At 67.7% G+C, this 17,480-nt stretch carries 15 protein-coding genes; 12 read left to right on the top strand and 3 right to left on the bottom strand.

Annotation, left to right across the window (positions count from 1 at the left end):
• Positions 1-34: 34 nt before the first annotated feature.
• From lpxA to ABDJ40_RS08720, 4 genes are read left to right on the top strand one after another with little or no spacing between them, the layout of a single operon-like run.
• The gene (gene lpxA, locus ABDJ40_RS08735; RefSeq protein ID WP_347608815.1) at positions 35-823 is read left to right on the top strand and encodes an acyl-ACP--UDP-N-acetylglucosamine O-acyltransferase; all 789 of its coding nucleotides are present in this window, start codon (positions 35-37) and stop codon (positions 821-823) included.
• Positions 824-825: 2 nt separating this feature from the next.
• Positions 826-1,971 (top strand): lipid-A-disaccharide synthase, encoded by a 1,146-nt coding sequence (lpxB, locus tag ABDJ40_RS08730; RefSeq protein WP_347608813.1) that lies wholly within the window; start codon positions 826-828, stop codon positions 1,969-1,971.
• On the top strand, positions 1,943-2,569 hold the full coding sequence (gene rnhB, locus ABDJ40_RS08725; RefSeq protein ID WP_269629602.1) for a ribonuclease HII: 627 nt from the start codon (positions 1,943-1,945) through the stop codon (positions 2,567-2,569). The genes lpxB and rnhB overlap by 29 nt, the downstream gene beginning before the upstream one ends.
• Positions 2,566-3,348, top strand: a complete 783-nt coding sequence (locus tag ABDJ40_RS08720; protein ID WP_347608811.1) for a TrmH family RNA methyltransferase — start codon at positions 2,566-2,568, stop codon at positions 3,346-3,348. The genes rnhB and ABDJ40_RS08720 overlap by 4 nt, the downstream gene beginning before the upstream one ends.
• A gap of 217 nt (positions 3,349-3,565) precedes the next feature.
• On the opposite strand, the gene ppsR is transcribed toward ABDJ40_RS08720, so the two are convergent.
• Positions 3,566-4,387 (bottom strand): posphoenolpyruvate synthetase regulatory kinase/phosphorylase PpsR, encoded by an 822-nt coding sequence (gene ppsR, locus ABDJ40_RS08715; protein WP_183102702.1) that lies wholly within the window; start codon positions 4,385-4,387, stop codon positions 3,566-3,568.
• A 274-nt stretch (positions 4,388-4,661) separates the two neighbouring features.
• Between ppsR and ppsA the strand changes: the two genes are divergently transcribed.
• From ppsA to ABDJ40_RS08675, 8 genes are all read left to right on the top strand, one after another.
• Positions 4,662-7,070, top strand: coding sequence for a phosphoenolpyruvate synthase (gene ppsA / locus ABDJ40_RS08710; RefSeq protein ID WP_347608808.1), 2,409 nt, complete (start codon positions 4,662-4,664; stop codon positions 7,068-7,070).
• 123 nt (positions 7,071-7,193) lie between these two features.
• Entirely contained in the window at positions 7,194-9,263 is a 2,070-nt protein-coding gene (locus ABDJ40_RS08705; protein WP_347608806.1) for a VC_2705 family sodium/solute symporter, read from the top strand.
• A gap of 262 nt (positions 9,264-9,525) precedes the next feature.
• Positions 9,526-9,882: a 30S ribosomal protein S6 gene (gene rpsF / locus ABDJ40_RS08700; RefSeq protein ID WP_269629598.1), complete on the top strand. Its 357-nt coding sequence runs from the start codon at positions 9,526-9,528 to the stop codon at positions 9,880-9,882.
• Positions 9,883-9,924: 42 nt separating this feature from the next.
• A complete protein-coding gene (priB, locus tag ABDJ40_RS08695; protein WP_347608804.1) occupies positions 9,925-10,221 on the top strand; it encodes a primosomal replication protein N in 297 nt (98 codons plus the stop codon).
• 36 nt (positions 10,222-10,257) lie between these two features.
• Complete coding sequence (gene rpsR, locus ABDJ40_RS08690; RefSeq protein ID WP_183102707.1) at positions 10,258-10,548, top strand: 30S ribosomal protein S18; 291 nt, start codon at positions 10,258-10,260, stop codon at positions 10,546-10,548.
• Positions 10,549-10,562: 14 nt separating this feature from the next.
• On the top strand, positions 10,563-11,015 hold the full coding sequence (gene rplI, locus ABDJ40_RS08685; protein WP_269629596.1) for a 50S ribosomal protein L9: 453 nt from the start codon (positions 10,563-10,565) through the stop codon (positions 11,013-11,015).
• A 197-nt stretch (positions 11,016-11,212) separates the two neighbouring features.
• Positions 11,213-12,634 (top strand): replicative DNA helicase, encoded by a 1,422-nt coding sequence (dnaB, locus tag ABDJ40_RS08680; protein WP_183102709.1) that lies wholly within the window; start codon positions 11,213-11,215, stop codon positions 12,632-12,634.
• 61 nt (positions 12,635-12,695) lie between these two features.
• Complete coding sequence (locus tag ABDJ40_RS08675) at positions 12,696-13,865, top strand: PA0069 family radical SAM protein (RefSeq protein ID WP_347608801.1); 1,170 nt, start codon at positions 12,696-12,698, stop codon at positions 13,863-13,865.
• Between the two features lie 45 nt (positions 13,866-13,910).
• Here ABDJ40_RS08675 and ABDJ40_RS08670 read toward each other — a convergent pair whose 3' ends face one another.
• Both ABDJ40_RS08670 and ABDJ40_RS08665 read right to left on the bottom strand, forming a co-directional pair.
• Positions 13,911-15,578, bottom strand: coding sequence for a phosphoethanolamine transferase (locus tag ABDJ40_RS08670; RefSeq protein WP_347608799.1), 1,668 nt, complete (start codon positions 15,576-15,578; stop codon positions 13,911-13,913).
• A gap of 102 nt (positions 15,579-15,680) precedes the next feature.
• Positions 15,681-17,306: a response regulator gene (locus tag ABDJ40_RS08665; RefSeq protein WP_347608797.1), complete on the bottom strand. Its 1,626-nt coding sequence runs from the start codon at positions 17,304-17,306 to the stop codon at positions 15,681-15,683.
• Between the last annotated feature and the right edge of the window lie 174 nt (positions 17,307-17,480).

Below are 17,480 nucleotides of genomic sequence, written 5' to 3'. Positions count from 1 at the left end.
TTCAACCGCCCCCCCGGACTCTGGAACGCAGTCGATGAGCAAGATCCATCCCACCGCCATCGTGGACCCCAAGGCCGAGCTGGACAGCTCGGTCGAGGTCGGTGCCTACACCCTCATCGGGGCCGGCGTGAAGATCGATGCCGGGACCCGCATCGGCCCGCACTGCGTGCTCGAAGGCCCGACCACCATCGGCCGCGACAACCAGTTCTTCCAGTTCAGCTCCATTGGCGCCGCGCCGCAGGACAAGAAGTACGCCGGCGAGCCCACCCAGCTGATCGTGGGTGACCGCAATGTGGTGCGCGAGTTCTGCACCTTCAACCGGGGCACCTCGCAGGACGCCGGCATCACCCGCGTGGGCGATGACAACTGGATCATGGCCTACGTCCACCTGGCCCATGACTGCGTGGTGGGCAACCGGACCATCTTCGCCAACAACGCGCAACTGGCCGGCCACGTGCATGTGGGTGACTGGGCCATCCTGGGCGGCTTCACGGTGGTGCACCAGTTCGTGCATATCGGCGCGCACAGCATGACGGGCATGGGCTCCATCCTCTTCCAGGACCTGCCGCCCTTCATCATGGCCGCCGGCAACACGGCCGAGGCCCGCAGCTTCAACCTCGAAGGCCTCAAGCGCCGAGGCTTCACGCCCGAGCAGCTCAATGCGGTCAAGCAGATGTACCGCATCCTCTACCGGCGCGGCCTCACGGTCGACCAGGCCAAGATGGAGATGATGGCGCTGCAGGGTGAGCACGCGGACGCGCATGACACCATCCAGCTGATGCTGGATTTTCTCAACACCGCCACGCGCGGCATCATCCGCTGACCATGCCTGAGGCCGCGCCCCGCCTCAGCCTGGTGGCCGGCGAGGCCTCCGGCGACCTCCTCGGCGGCCTGCTGCTGGCAGGCCTGCGTGAGCGCTGGCCGGGTCTGCAGGCGGCCGGCATCGGGGGGCCGCGCATGGCGGCTCAGGGCTTCGAGGCCTGGTGGCCGCATCACAAGCTCTCGGTCTTCGGCTATGTCGATGCCTTGCTGCACCTGCGCGAGATCCTCGGGATCCGCAAGGCCCTGGGCGAGCGCCTGCTGGCGGATCCGCCGCGCGCCTTCATCGGCATCGATGCCCCCGACTTCAACTTCGCGCTGGAAGCGAAGCTCAAGGCCGCGGGCATCAAGAGCATCCATTTCGTCTGCCCTTCCATCTGGGCCTGGCGCGCCGAGCGCGTGAACAAGATCCGCGCTTCGACGGACCATGTGCTGTGCCTCTTCCCTTTCGAGCCCGCGCTGCTGGCCGAGGCCGGCATCGCGGCGAGCTATGTGGGCCATCCGCTGGCTGACGTCATCCCCCTGGAGCCGCCCAGGGCCGCCGCCCGTGGCAAGCTCGGACTGGGGGAGGGCGACACCGTCGTGGCCCTGCTGCCTGGCAGCCGCAAGAGCGAGATCCGCTACATCGCCGAGCCCCTGCTGCAGGCCGCCGCGCTGATGAGCCGGGTCCGCCCCGCGCTTCGCTTTGTGATGCCGGTGGTGCCGGGCCTGCGCAGCCTCGTCGAGCCGCTGGTCCGCAAGCATGCGCCGGGGCTGGACCTGGTGCTGCTGGACGGCCAGTCCCATGAGGCCCTGGCCGCCTGCGACCTCACGCTGGTGGCCAGCGGCACCGCCACACTGGAGGCTGCGCTGTTCAAGCGGCCCATGGTGATTGCCTACCGCCTGCATGCGTTGAACTGGTGGCGCATCCGCGCCAAGCGCCTGCAGCCCTGGGTGGGCCTGCCCAATGTGCTGGCCGGCCGCTTCGTCGTGCCCGAGCTGCTGCAGGACGACTGCACGCCCGAGGCCCTGGCCCGCGAAGGCCTGGCCTGGCTGGACGATCCGGCGCGCCGCGACGCAGCCATCGCCACCTTCCATGAGCAACACCTGACCCTGCGCTGCAACACCGCGCAGCGCGCTGCCGATGCCATCGCGCAAGTCCTCGCGTCCTGAGCCCCCGCACCAGCTGGGCCTGCTGTGGGACGCCCCGGGCCTGATGGCCGGCGTGGACGAGGCGGGCCGCGGGCCCCTGGCCGGCCCGGTGGTGGCCGCGGCCGTCATCCTGGACGACGAGCATCCCATCGCCGGGCTGGCCGATTCCAAGGTGCTCAGCGAGAAGCGCCGCGAGCAGCTCTTTGACGAGATCCGCGCCAAGGCCCTGTGCTGCTGCATTGCCGAGGCCAGCGTCGAGGAAATCGACGAACTCAACATCCTCCAGGCCACGATGCTGGCCATGCGTCGCGCCGTCGAGGGCCTGCGCCTGAAGCCCGCCAAGGTGCTGGTGGATGGCAACCGCCTGCCCACGCTCAAGATCCCGGCCGAGGCCATCGTCAAGGGTGATGCCAAGGTCAAGGCCATCTCGGCCGCGTCCATCCTGGCCAAGGTCCACCGCGACCGCCTGTGTCAGCAATGGCATGCCAGCCATCCCGAATACGGCTTCGCCGGCCACAAGGGCTATCCCACGGCCGAGCACCTGCAGGCCCTGCGCGAGCATGGCCTGACCCCCTGGCACCGCCGCAGCTTCGGCCCCGTGAAAGCACTCCTCGAATGAAGCCCCAGCTCCAGCACATCAGCGCCCGCGACAACCCCAAGCTGCAGCGCCTGCGCAAGCTGGCCCAGGAGGCCACGGCCTACCGCAAGCTCGGCAGCGTCTGGCTGGAAGGCGACCATCTGGCGCGGGCGGCCCTGCAGCGCGGCTGCCGGCCGTCGATGGCGGTGATCACCGAGACCGCCTGCCAGGATCCGGCACTGATGGCCCTGGCCGAGGAGGCGCCGCTGGTGCTGGTCGTCAACGAGGGCCTGTTCCAGGGCTTGAGCGGCCTGGAAAGCCCGGCCCGCATGGGCTTCGAGATGGCCCTGCCGTCGGACGCCGTCCTGCAGCCGGGCATGGACACCGTGGTGCTGGACCGCCTGCAGGACGCGGGCAATGTCGGCACCATCCTGCGCAGTGCCGCGGCCATGGGCTTCCGCCAGATCGCCGCACTGAAGGGCACGGCCGCGCTGTGGTCGCAGAAAGTGCTGCGCGCCGGCATGGGCGCGCACTTCGGCCTGCGCCTGGTCGAGGGCCTGCAGCCCGCCGACCTCGACCGCCTCCAGCTCCCCCTGATCGCCACCAGCTCCCATGCCGAAGCTGAACTGCACCGCGTGCAGCTCCCCAGCCCTTGCGCCTGGGTGATGGGCCACGAAGGGCAGGGCGTGCAGCCCGAGCTGATGCAGCGCTGCACCCTGACCGTGGGCATCCCCCAGCCCGGCGGCGAAGAATCACTCAACGTTGGCAGCGCCGCCAGCATCTGCCTCTACGAGAGCGCTCGCCAACGGCTGCTGGCCTGACCCTCAGTCACCGATCACAGCGGCGTTGCTCTTAGAGAAGGAAAGGCCCGCTGCACCGCAGCCGGGCCTTTCCGCCCTGCACGGCACCCGAGGATCCGGCTTTGCCGGGCCTGCGGGTGCGCCCCCTTGAGGGGGCTCGCGAAGCGAGTAGGGGGTGAGCAGTAGCCCGGGCCTGCGGGTGCGCCCCCTGGGGGGCTCGCGAAGCGAGTAGGGGGGGTCAATAGATCAGCCGATCGGGGCGGATGTCGCGCAGGATGGTCGTCGCGATCTCCTCGATGGACTTGTGCGTCGAGGACAGCCACGAGATGCCCTCGCGCTTCATCATGGTCTCGGCCTCGTTGACCTCGTAGCGGCAGTTGAGGATGTCGGCGTACTTGCTGCCGGGGCGGCGCTCATTGCGGATCTGCGAGAGGCGCTCCGGGTCGATGGTCAGGCCGAAGCACTTGCGCTTGTGCGGGCTCAGCGTGGAGGGCAGCTTGCCGCGCTCGAAGTCCTCGGGGATCAGCGGGTAGTTGGCGGCCTTGATGCCGTGCTGCATGGCCAGGTACAGCGAGGTGGGCGTCTTGCCGCAGCGGCTCACGCCCACGAGGATGACGTCGGCGGTGTCCAGGTTCTTGGCGGACTGCCCGTCGTCATGGGCCAGGGAGAAGTTGATGGCCTCGATGCGGTCGTGATATTCCTGGCTCTTGGCCACGTCCGAGAAGCGGCCCACGCGGTGGTTGGACTTGACCTGCAGCTCCTCCTCCAGCGGCGCGATGAAGGTGCCGAACATGTCCAGCAGCAGGCCCTTGCACTGCGCGCGGACCACCTCCAGCACCTCGGTGTTGACCAGGGTGGCGAAGACGATGACCCGCTGGCCTTCGCTATCGCACAAGTCATTGATCTCACGGACCACCTGTCTGGCCTTGTCGGCCGTGTCGATGAAGGGGCGGCGCACATGGCGCGGTTTGCCGCCGAACTGCGCCAGGATCGAGTTCCCGAAGGTTTCTGCGGTGATCCCGGTGCCGTCCGAGACGAAATACACGGTGCGATTGGGCATGTCCTGTTTCTCCGGCAAACCTGGTTTCGTGGTGTTCCATCATAGAAGCTGATACCCGTAGAATCGGCCGCATTCGATCGCTGGAAATGCCACACCCTAGCGCCATGCCGCCGTTCCTCCTCCAAGCAGAATTCAGAAATGGTGGAGCCGCGCATGCCTTTCCCTGGGTGAAGTTCGCTGCCAGTGCTGCGCCGAAGGACGCGCCGCTCGCCACCCGCGAGCCCGCTGCGCCCGGCGTGGGAGCCCCGGTTTCACAACATCACGGAGTTTTCCCATGTCCTCTCGCTTCGATGCGGCCGCCCTGGTCGTCCCGTTTGAGAATCTGAGAATGAGCGACGTCGAGGTCGTTGGCGGCAAGAACGCCAGCCTCGGCGAAATGATCTCGCAGCTTGCCGCCTCCGGCGTGCGCGTGCCCGGCGGCTTTGCCACCACGGCCCATGCCTTCCGCGAGTTCCTGAAGTTCCAGGGCCTGGATGCGCGTATCCAGAAGCGCCTGGCCGACCTCAACACCGACGACGTCCGCGCCCTGGCCGAGGCCGGTGCCGAGATCCGCGGGTGGGTCGAGGCCCAGCCCTTCCCGGCGGACCTGGAAGCGGCCATCCGCACGTCCTTTGCCGCGCTGACGGCCGACAACCTCGAGGCGACCTTCGCCGTGCGCTCCTCCGCCACCGCCGAGGACCTGCCCGACGCCTCCTTTGCCGGCCAGCAGGAGACCTTCCTGAACGTGCATGGCATCGAGGAAGTGCTGCACAAGATGAAGGAGGTCTTCGCCTCCCTCTACAACGACCGCGCCATCAGCTACCGCGTGCACAAGGGCTTCGAGCACAGCGAGGTGGCCCTGTCCGCCGGCGTGCAGCGCATGGTGCGCTCCGACCTCGGCTCGGCCGGCGTGATGTTCACCATCGACACCGAGTCCGGCTTCAAGGACGTGGTCTTCATCACCTCCAGCTACGGCCTCGGTGAGACCGTGGTGCAGGGCGCCGTCAACCCCGACGAGTTCTACGTGCACAAGCCGGCACTGGCCAAGGGCAAGTTCGCCGTGATCCGCCGCAACCTGGGCTCCAAGCTGATCCGCATGGAGTTCAGCACGCCCGAGGAAAAGGCCGCGACCAAGAAGCTGGTCAAGACCGTGGACACCGCGCCCGAGCAGCGCAACCGCTACTCGCTGAACGATGATGAGGTCACCGAGCTGGCGAAGTACGCTCTCATCATCGAGCAGCACTACGGCCGCCCGATGGACATCGAGTGGGGCCGCGACGGCATCGACGGCAAGCTCTACATCCTGCAGGCCCGCCCCGAGACGGTGAAGAGCCAGGCCGAGGGCCAGGTCGAGCACCGCTACAAGCTCAAGGGCCACAGCGTGGTGCTGGCCGAGGGCCGCGCCATCGGCCAGAAGATCGGCACCGGCCCGGTCCGCCTGGTCCACAACATCTCCGAGATGGAGCGCGTGCAGCCCGGTGACGTGCTGGTCACCGACATGACCGATCCCAACTGGGAGCCGGTGATGAAGCGCGCCAGCGCCATCGTCACCAACCGCGGCGGCCGCACCTGCCACGCGGCCATCATCGCCCGCGAGCTGGGCATCCCGGCCGTGGTGGGCTGCGGTGACGCTACCGAGAAGCTCAAGGACGGCCAACTGGTCACCGTGGCCTGCTCGGAAGGCGACACCGGTCACATCTACGACGGCCTGCTCGAGACCGAGATCACCGAGGTGCACCGCGGCGAGATGCCGTACTGCCCCGTCAAGATCATGATGAACGTGGGCAACCCGCAGCTGGCCTTCAACTTCGCCCAGATGCCCTCCAGCGGCGTGGGCCTGGCCCGCCTCGAGTTCATCATCAACAACAACATCGGCGTCCACCCCAAGGCCATCCTGGACTATCCGAACATCGATGCCGACCTGAAGAAGGCCGTCGAGTCCGTGGCCCGCGGCCATGCCTCGCCGCGCGCCTTCTACGTGGACAAGCTGGCCGAGGGCATCGCCACCATCGCCGCCGCCTTCTTCCCGCGTCCAGTCATCGTTCGCCTCTCCGACTTCAAGAGCAACGAGTACCGCAAGCTGATCGGTGGCTCACGCTATGAGCCGGATGAAGAGAACCCCATGCTGGGCTTCCGTGGCGCCTCGCGCTACATCAGCGGCGAGTTCTCCGACGCCTTCGCGATGGAGTGCGAAGCCCTGAAGCGCGTGCGCAATGACATGGGTCTCACCAACGTCGAGATCATGGTGCCCTTCGTGCGCACGGTCCGTCAGGCCGAGCGCGTCGTCGAGATGCTGGCCGAGCGCGGCCTCAAGCGCGCCGCCGCCGGCGGCACCGACGGCCTGCGCCTGATTATGATGTGCGAGGTGCCCAGCAACGCCATCCTGGCCGAGCAGTTCCTGGAGCACTTCGACGGCATGTCCATCGGCTCGAACGACCTGACCCAGCTGACCCTGGGCCTGGACCGCGACTCCGGCCTGGAACTGCTGGCCGGCGACTTCGACGAACGCGACTCCGCCGTGAAGGCCCTGATCTCCCGCGCCATCACGGCCTGCCGCGCCACCGGCAAGTACATCGGCATCTGCGGCCAGGGCCCCAGCGACCACCCGGACTTCGCGGACTGGCTGGCGCAGGAGGGCATCGTGTCGATGTCTCTGAACCCGGACAGCGTCATCGACACGTGGCAGCGCCTTGCCAAGCGTTGATCGCTGCTTGAGCTGAATCAGAGGGCCCCGCGGGGCCCTCTGTCTTGTGGGGCCTGGCTCGCCGACACTCGGCCGGGTTGATCTTGATGCGGCCGCCGGCCGCTCTCCCGCATCATTGCCGCCATGCCATCCCGCCCCTTGCTGCCGCGCCTGAACCGCATCTACGCGGGATTCACCGTCGGCTTCGTGCTCTTCGTGGCCCTGCTGGCCCTGCTGGAGCAATGGGGCATGCCCAAGAGCTGGATCGGCTTCAGCTTCCTGGCGGTGACGGTGCTGGTCTATGCGGGCATCGGCATCATCTCCCGCACCACGGACCCGGAGGAGTACTTCGTGGCCGGGCGCCGCGTGCCGGCCTTCTACAACGGCATGGCGGCCGGGGCGGACTGGATGAGCGCCGCCTCCTTCATCGGCATGGCCGGTACGCTGTACCTCAGCGGCTACGGCGGCCTGGCCTTCGTGCTGGGCTGGACGGGCGGCTTCTGCCTGGTGGCCCTGCTGCTGGCGCCCTACCTGCGCCGCCTGGGGCAGTTCACCATCCCCGACTTCCTGGGCCAGCGCTACGACAGCCAATGGGTGCGCCTCTTCGGCGCCGCCGCGGCCATCGTCATCTCTTTCATCTACGTCGTGGCGCAGATCTACGGCGTAGGGCTGATCACCACGCGGCTGACGGGGCTGACCTTCGAGATCGGCGTCTTCGTGGGCCTGGGGGGCGTGCTGGTGTGCTCCTTCCTGGGCGGCATGCGCGCCGTGACCTGGACCCAGGTGGCGCAGTACATCGTGCTGATCCTGGCCTACCTCGTGCCCGTGGTCTGGCTCTCGGTCAAGCAGACCGGCGTGCCCATCCCGCAGGCGGTCTACGGCTATCAGGTGCAGCGCATCACCGAGCGCGAGCAGGAGTTGGTGCGCGACCCGGGCGAGACCTCGGTGCGCGAGTTCTTCGCCAGCCGCGCCCGCGACTACGAGCGCAAGCTCCAGGACCCCGAGCAGGCTCTGGCACGCGAGCGCGCCGAAGCCTCGCGGCGCATTGCGGAGCTCAAGGCCCGCGAGGCCACGCTGGCCCAGATCCAGCAGGCCGAGAAGCAGCGCGCTGCCCTGCCCAAGACGCCCGCGGAGGCCGAGGAGCGCTGGACCCGCGCCAAGCTGCAGGACGAGCACCTGGCCCAGCCCCTGGCCGGCATGCCGCCCCATGCACAGCCCTTCGCGGGCAAGCCCGATGGCACGCTGGACGAGCGCGAGGACTTCGACCGCTCCCGCCGCAACTTCCTGGCCCTGGTCTTCTGCCTGGCCGTGGGCACGGCGGGGCTGCCGCACATTCTGATCCGCTACCACACCACGGCCACGGTGCGCGAGGCGCGCTACTCGGTGGCCTGGTCCCTGTTCTTCATCGCCTTGCTCTACTTCACGGCGCCGGCCCTGGCGGTGATGGTCAAGTACGAGGTCTTCAACGGCCTGATCGGCACACCCATCGCCGAGCTGCCGGGCTGGATCGGGCAGTGGATGCGGGTGGATCCGGGCCTGCTGTCCATCACCGACGTCAACGGCGACGGCATCCTGCAGCTGGCCGAGCTGCGCATCGGCGGGGACATCATCATGCTGGCCACGCCCGAGCTGGCCGGGCTGCCCTATGTGATCTCGGGCATGGTGGCGGCGGGCGGCCTGGCGGCGGCGCTCTCGACGGCAGACGGCCTGCTGCTGACCATCTCCAGCGCGCTGACCCACGACGTCTACTACCGCGGCGTGAACCCGCGCGCCTCGGCGACCCGGCGTGTGACCCTCTCCAAGGCCCTGCTGCTGGCCACGGCGCTGAGCGCAGCGGCCATCGCCTCCCAGAAGCCGGCGGACATCCTCTTCATGGTCGCCGCCGCCTTCTCCCTGGCCGGTGCCACCCTCGTGCCGCCCCTGGTGCTGGGCATCTTCTGGGGCCGGGCCAACAAGCACGGCGCGCTGGCTGGCATGCTGACGGGGCTGTGCGTGACCGTCTACTACATGGTCCATGCCAGTGCCATGCTGCGCCTGAGCCTGGGCGTGCCCGGGCCGGCCCAGACCTGGTGGGGCATCCAGCCCATCTCCGCGGGCCTGTTCGGCATCCCGGCGGGCGTGCTGGCGATGATGCTGGTGAGCTGGCTCACGCCCGCTCCCAGCCAGGAGGTGCGCGAGCGCATCGCGCTGCTGCACCGGCCGCCGCAACCCTGAGCCCGGACCGCCGGGCAACGGCCCCCGGATCCGGCCCCAGGGGGAGGGTGGGGCCGGCGGCGCTGCACAGGCGCTGGCCTCGCCACGCAGGCTGCCCGGGCTGCCGGACAAGGCTGGGTGGGGCTCGATTTGGCACTTGCCGCGTTTTGCGGCTACAATCGCGGGCTTTCCCTTGCCGGACCCAGAGAAGACGCTGGGGTTCGGCTTCCTCAGCCAGGCTGTCATTTCCGATGAGCCCGGCTGGAATCCACAAGGAGTGTTTATGCGTCACTACGAGATCGTTCTGCTGATCCATCCGGATCAAAGCGAACAGGTTCCGGCCATGCTGGAACGTTACAAGGGCCTGATCACCACCGGTGGTGGTGTGGTTCACCGCGTCGAAGATTGGGGCCGCCGTCAACTGGCTTACCTGATCCAGAAGCTGGCCAAGGCGCACTACCTGTGCCTGAACATCGAATGCAGCAAGGAAACCCTGGCTGAGCTCGAGACCGGCTTCCGCTTCAACGACGCCGTGCTGCGCCACATGACCGTGGTCAAGAGCAAGGCCGACACCGCTCCCTCCGTCATGATGAAGGCGGTCGAGCGCGAGGAAGCCCGCAAGGCTCCTCAGGAAGCCTAAGCCCCAGGTTCTGAAGCGAGCCGTACCGCGTTTGCAGTGACAGTGAATCAACTGATTCTCACCGCGCAGGTACAGGAAGTCGGTCTGATCCGCTACACCCCCGCCGGCATGCCGGCCCTGGATTTCAGCCTCAAGGCCGATTCCGAGGTCCAGGAAGCCGGAAGGCCCCGCAAGGTCTCCCTGGAGATCCGGGCCGTGGTGATCGGAGAGATCGTCAAGCGCATCCAGACGCTCGGCATCGGAGGTCAAGCCCGCTTCAGCGGCTTCCTCAGCGCCCAGCGCAACGGCTGTGGAACGCTGTTCCATGTCACCGCCCTGGATGAGGCTCGCAGCGCCTGATTCGTTATCCGGATTGAAAAGTTAAGAGGTCACACTATGCCCCCAGCACGTGGTAAGGGTCGGTTCTCCAAGGACCGCAAGCCCAAGCGCAACCAACAATCGCTGCTGTTCCGCCGCAAGCGTTTCTGCCGCTTCACCGTCGCCGGTGTCGAGCAGATCGACTACAAGGACGTGGACACGCTGCGTGATTTCATCGCTGAAAACGGCAAGATCACGCCCGCTCGCCTGACCGGCACGCGCGCCTTCTTCCAGCGTCAGCTGACCGTCGCCATCAAGCGCGCCCGTTTCCTGGCTCTGCTGCCCTACAGCGACCAGCACAAGGTTTGAGGAGTTAAGACACCATGCAAGTGATCCTGCTTGAAAAGGTGGCCAACCTCGGCAACCTGGGTGACATCGTCAAGGTCAAGGACGGCTACGCCCGCAACTTCCTGATCCCGACCCGCCAGGCACGTCGTGCCACCGAGGCCGCGATCAAGGAATTCGAAGCCAAGCGCGCTGAACTGGAAAAGGCCGCCGCTGAGAAGCTGGCCGCTGCCCAGGCCCTGGGCGAAAGCCTGACCGGCAAGACCATCCGCATCGCCCAGAAGGCTGGCGTGGACGGCCGTCTGTTCGGTTCGGTGACCAACGCCGACATCGCTGAAGCCCTGAACAAGAACGGCTTCTCTGTCGTCAAGGCTCAAGTGCGCATGCCCCATGGCCCGCTGAAGGCCATCGGCGAGTTCCCCGTGAACGTCGCTGCCCACACCGACGTGGTCGTCGAGATCAGCGTCCAGGTGGTGGCCGAGGCCGAATAAGCCTTCGCCAAATCCTGATTGCGCAGGGGCCCCGCTCCTGCGCACAATCAGCAAAGCCGACAGCCTTACGGGCCGTCGGCTTTTGTCTTTTTGGGACTGGCAGTTATACAGGACTGCCCCCATGTCATCCACAGACTTGTCCACAGCTCGGCGACGTTCGGGCGGCAGACGGGTCTGGACAAGGACCGCGCAGTTTCATGAACGCCATCGTTTCCCCGACCCCCGGTACCCCGCGCGATGAAGAGGTGGCCCGCCTGCGAGTGCCGCCGCATTCCGTCGAGGCGGAACAGAGCGTGCTGGGCGGCCTCCTGATCGACAACTCGGCCTGGGACCGTGCGGGCGACCTGCTCACCGAGACGGACTTCTACCGCTTCGAGCACAAGCAGATCTTTGCCGCCCTGGGCAAGCTGATCAACGCGGGCAAGCCGGCCGACGTGGTGACGGTCTTCGAGGAGTTGACCTCCCTGGGCAAGGCGGCCGACTGCGGTGGCCTGAAGTACCTCAACGACCTGGCGCAGAGTGTGCCCAGCGCGGCCAATCTGCGGCGCTATGCCGAAATCGTTCGTGAGCGCGCCATCCTGCGCAAGCTGGTCACCACCAGCGACGAGATCGCCACCGCCGCCCTGGCACCGCAAGGCCGGGCCGTGACCGAGATCCTGGACGAAGCCGAAGGCAAGATCTTCCGCATCGGCGAGGAAGGCTCGCGCAGCAAGCAGGGCTTCCAGTCCATGGACCAGCTGGTCGTGCAGCTGATCGACCGCGTCAACGAGCTGGCCGAGCAGGGCGCCGAGGACGTCACCGGCGTGCGCACCGGTTTCTACGACCTCGACCGCATGACCGCCGGCCTGCAGCCCGGCGACCTCATCATCCTGGCCGCGCGCCCCTCCATGGGCAAGACGGCCTTCGCCATCAATATCGGCGAGAACGTGGCCATCAACGAAGGCCTGCCGGTCGTCATCTACTCCATGGAAATGGGCGCGGCGCAGCTGGCCTTGCGGATGGTGGGTTCCATCGGCCGCATCGACCAGGGCCATCTGCGCACCGGCCGCCTGGCGGACGACGAATGGAGCCGCCTCTCCGAAGCCGTGGACAAGCTCGGCAAGGCCTCCATCTTCATCGACGAGAGCCCCGGTCTCTCGCCCAGCGAAGTGCGGGCCCGTGCGCGCCGCCAGGCCCGCATGTGTGGCCAGTTGGGCCTGATCATCATCGACTACCTCCAGCTGATGAGCGGCAACGGCGGTGCCAGCGAGGAAAACCGTGCCACCGTGGTGGGCGAGATCTCGCGGGGCCTGAAGGCCCTGGCCAAGGAGCTGCGCTGCCCGGTGATCGCGCTCTCGCAGCTGAACCGAAGCGTGGAAACGCGGCCGGACAAGCGGCCCATGATGTCCGACCTTCGCGAATCAGGCGCCATCGAACAGGATGCTGACATCATCATGTTCATCTACCGCGACGAGTACTACACCAAGGAAGAGTGCAAGGAACCGGGCGTGGCCGAGATCATCATCGCCAAGCAGCGTAACGGCCCCGTGGGCACGGTGAAGCTGGCCTTCCAGCGCATGCACACCAAGTTCGAGAACCTGGCGCCGGGCTATGTGGGCCCGGCGGGCGACGAGTACTGATCGCCCCACGCGGGGCAGGGTCCGGGGTTTGAAATGGCGGAATACTGTATGAAAATACAGCATGCCCCACGCGCCCCCTGATCCTGCCGACCATGCCCTGTTCGCCGACCCCGAAGGCGCCGAGGGCGTGCAGGTCCTGCCCTGGCCCCAGGCCATCAAGGGGCGCGGCAGTGCCTGGGCCATCGCCCACCGTTTCGAGCGGGACCAGCGGGAGGTCTTTGACGACGGCTGGGGCAGCCTCGACCAGCAGGTGCAGGCGCAAGACCTGACCCCCGAGACCCAGGTGCTCGAGGAGCAGGCGCGCAGCATCCTCAGCAGCAATCAGTCGCCGGACATCGTCTTTGACCTGTCCATCAATCCCTACCGGGGCTGCGAGCACGGCTGCATCTACTGCTTCGCGAGGCCCACCCACAGCTACCTGAACCTGTCGCCGGGCCTGGATTTCGAGACCCGCCTGGTGGCCAAGGTCAATGCGGCCGAACGCCTGCGCGCCGAGCTCTCACGGCCGCGCTACCAACCGCGACTGCTGTGCATCGGCACCGCCACGGACGCCTACCAGCCCATCGAGCGCCGGCTGGGCATCACGCGCCAGGTGATCGAGGTGCTGGCCGAGTATCGCCATCCCTTCTCTCTGGTCACCAAGTCCTCGGGCGTGGAGCGGGACCTGGACCTGATCGCGCCCATGGCCGCCCAGGGCCTGGCAGCGGTGTATGTCTCGATCACCACGCTGGACCCGCAGCTCGCGCGCATCCTGGAGCCGCGGGCGGCCGCGCCGCACCGGCGCCTGCGCACCCTGCGCACCCTGGCGGAGGCGGGCGTGCCGGTGGGTGTCAGCGTTTCGCCCCTGATCCCCTTCATCAATGAGCCCGAGCTCGAACGCATCCTGGAGCAGGCGGCCGAGGCGGGGGCCTGCTCGGCCTTCAGCATCCCGCTGCGACTGCCCTGGGAGGTGAATCCCCTGTTCCAGGACTGGCTCCAGCAGCACTTCCCGGACCGTTCTGCCCGCGTGATGGCCCGCCTGCGCGACCTGCGTGGCGGCCGTGACAACGACCCTCGCTTCGGCAGTCGCATGCAGGGGGAGGGGCTGTGGGCCGAGCTGCTGCAGCAGCGCATGCGCAAGGCCTGCGCGCGCCTGGGCCTGAACCGGGAGCGGACGCCCATGGACCTGACGCGCTTCATGCGCCCTGGGGCGTCAGCTGCGGAGCCGTCGGCCCAGGGCGAACTGTTCTAGCGCCGTGCGCAGAGGCCGTCTGCAGCCGCTTCAGTTCGGACGGGCTCAGGGGGCCTTGCGGCAAGCATGCATCAGGTCCCACTCGGGCCGATAGATGGCGCTGCGCACCTCGGCCAGGCCCAGCACCGTGTGGCTCAGCCAGTCGTGGGAAAGGGGCTTGTCCAGTTGCCGGCGCAGGCAGGCGCTGTCCACGCCGTAGCGTTGCGCGCTTGTCTCGGGCAGCCAGACGATCCAGGGCACCTGGGTCTGCTCCTTCGGGGCGACGGCATAGGGCACGCCGTGCAGGTAGAGATTGTTCTCGCCCAGGGACTCGCCGTGGTCCGACATATACAGCAGGCTCACGTCGAAACCCTTCTGGCGCTCCAGCCAGCCGATGGTTTCCGCCAGCACGCTGTCGGCATAGACGATGCTGTTGTCGTAGGCATTCACGACCTGCTCGCGGGGGCATTGCTGCAGGGCATTGCTGCGGCACTCGGGCTGGAAGGGCTTCTGGCCTTCGGGCGAGCGCTTGAAGTAGGCCGGCCCGTGGCTGCCCATGGGGTGCATGACCAGCACCACGCCGCGCTGGCGGCGCTGGGCATCGAGGGACTGCAGACGGGTGTCCAGGTCGTGGAGCAGGGCCATGTCCAGGCATTCGCCGCCTTCGCAGAGCCCCGGGGGAAGGGGCGTCGCACCCGCGGCCTGCGTGGCGTGCGCATGCGGCACGCGATCGCACAGGCCCTTGCAGCCGCTCTGGTTGTCCAGCCACAGCACGGCCAGGCCGGCGCGCTGCAGGGCGTCGAGCAGGTTTTCCTGGTCGGCGCCGTGGTCCAGGTAGGCGCTGCGTCCGAGGTGCGAGAACATGCAGGGCAGGGAGGCCGCCGTGCTGGTGCCGCAGGCGCTGACCTGGCGGAAGCTCAGCACGTCCAGACCCGCCAGACGCGGGTTGGTGGGGCGCGCATAGCCGTTCAGGGAGAAATTGGCGGAGCGCGCTGTCTCGCCGACCATCAGCACCAGCAGGCGAGGGCGGGCCTTCGGGTCGGCGGGCTGCCAGTGCGCGTCGGCCGCAACCACCGCGGGCGGGCCGGCAGGCGCCTTGTGCGACTCGACGGCCACCACGCCCAGGGACCAGAACGAGGCCAGCGGGTTGATCATGTAGCGCAGGGCCGGGTAGTTGCGCATGGTCGAGGCCAGGTCGGCATAGCTGCTCATCGCCAGGCCCACCATCAGCGCCAGACCGCCCACGAAGCCAGCAAGGTTCAGGCCCAGGCGCTTCGCCCAGGACTGCGGCGCCACGGGCCTGCGCCACAGCCACAGGGCAGGCAGCAGACCCAGCAGCAGCAGGCTGGCCAGCAGGCGCAGGCTCAGCAGGTCGCGGGTTTCCTTGGCATCGGTCTGCAGGACATTGACCATCATGGTCGGGTCCATCACCGTGCCGTAGGCCCCCATGAAGTGGGCCGCTGCGGCGGCGCTGAGCAGGCACAGCAGCAGCACGGGCTTGAAGAGCCGCGGCCAGGCCAGCAGGCTCAGCAGGGCGCCATGCAGGGCGATGACCATGCCCGCGAACAAGGCGATGAAACCCCAGCCCTTGGCGCCCGCCAGTTCGGGCAGGGTCAGCATGCGCTGCCACAGGGGCCAGTTGGCCAGCAGGCCCATCCACAGGGCGGCGAGCCAGCTCAGGGTGAGCGCAGACCAGTGCTTGACGGGGGCGGCTTGGAATTCGGATCGCTTCATGCAGGAGACCTGGGCAGGGGACGCCCGGCATTGTGGCCCAGGCCGGTGACGGGCCGGGCGCTGTCAGGGAGGGCGCGGCTGCGCGTCCCGCGGCAGGTCTTGTCAGCTGCGCAGGGCCAGGCCGCCGGCCTGCCGGACGTTGCGGCGTGAGATGGTCACGCCCAGGGGCAGGACGAAGCGCTTCTGCAGGGCCTCGATCTGGACGTTGAGGTGGTCGGCGTCCTCGATCTTCTCGGCATGCCGCTTCAGCACGGCCTGAGCCATGTCGATCAGCTTGGCATTGCGCGTTTCCTCGCCCTGTTGGATCAGCAGCTCCACGCCCACCCGCGCGCTGCCGCGCATGGTGTGGCGCATGGCTGTCTCGGCGATGCCGAAGATGCGGGCATGGCACTCGCGCAGCTCGGTCATGGCCATCTCCTGCTTCTCGCACATGGCGATCAGCACCTCGGTACTGGCCTTGGAGGTGCAGTAGCGCAGGCCGATGCGGGTGATCAGGTCCTTGATCTCCTCGAGCTGGATCTCCTGGCCCGAGAAGCGGATCCAGAAGGCCAGCAGCAGGCTGGCGGCTTCGAGGTCGAAGGCTTCTCTGTCCAGCTCCTGGCTCATCTCGCGAGCCAGCTGCAGGGCATCGGCCACCCGGCGTTCGTAAAGCAGGCGCAGGCCCTGGATCATCGTGCCGAAGCGCAGCAGGCGCGTGGCCTTGGGGGCGCGCTCGATCTCGCGCAGCATGGCCTCGTGCACCAGCTTGAGGTTCTTGCCGTCGCGCTGGTCGAAGCGCATCAGGGCGATCAAGACCAGGGTGAACATGTCGAAGAGCTTGGAGCGCAGGCCATTGATCATGGCGCGCTCGAGCTGCTTCAGGGCCTCATCACGCTCGCCGGCATAGAAGGCCAGGGTGCCCGCCCGCTGCTGGCGCAGCAGGCAGCCGGGGGTGAGGTTGGCGGCGGTGCGGTAGGTGCGCAGGGCGTCGGTGATCTCGCCCTGTTCCATCTGCACGCGGCCCATGACGTCGTAGGAGTCGGCATGGTCGGGCATGTCGCCGATCAGGGCCTCCAGGGTGCGCTTGGCCGCCACGAGGTTGCCCGAGGCCAGCTCAGTGCGGGCCACGCCCAGGCGGGCCCAGGGCACGGTCTTGGCCTCGATGATGGCGTCGTAGAGCTTGCGGGCGTCCTCCAGGCGGTTGAGGCGCAGCAGCAGTTCGGCGCCGATGCGGGCGGCATAAAGCCAGAACTGGGCGCGCTCCTCGAAGCGCTTCAGGCACAGCTGGGCCGCCAGCTCGAAATTCTGCTGCTCGATGGCCTCGAAGATGTCCTTGAGCACCCGCTTGCGATAGCGCGCACTGCTCAGCCGGTCAGACAGCGAGGCGCTGGTGTAGGGCTTGATCAGGTAGGCGTCCAGCGCGGCCTCGGCGGCTTCCGCCACCTTGGCGTAGGTGGCCTCGCCGGTCACCATCACGAAGACAGTGGAATAGGGCAGCAGGTTCTCGCGGCGCAGCTCGTCCAGCAGGTCCTGGCCGGACATGTCGGAGCCGTCAAAGTGGTAGTCACACAGGACGATGTCGTAGGCCTTGTGCTCCAGGATGATGCGGGCGTCCTTGACCCGTGTGGCCTGGCGCACCGTGCCCACGCCCAGCTCGCGCAGCTGCGCCGCCATCAGGCTGCGCGAGGTGGCGTTGCTGTCGATGACCAGGGCGCAGGCCTCCTGGATGTCCTTGTCGAGCATCTGCATGGGTCAATGGCGGCCTCCCGCCATGGGGTGATTCAATCCTGAACTGTCCAGACGATCTTCGGCCAGATCATGCGCGACTTGACCCGCAATAACCGCAAAGCTGCGGCCAAATTACCACTCTCCAATGAAAATGAGCCCGCAGGGGGCTCATCGGAGGCGGGGGCGGTGGGCCCG

Source organism: Roseateles flavus, assembly GCF_039872765.1.
Taxonomy (GTDB): domain Bacteria; phylum Pseudomonadota; class Gammaproteobacteria; order Burkholderiales; family Burkholderiaceae_C; genus Roseateles_B; species Roseateles_B flavus.
Note: the sequence above shows the minus strand (reverse complement) of the source record. Positions and strands in the feature narration are given on the sequence as shown.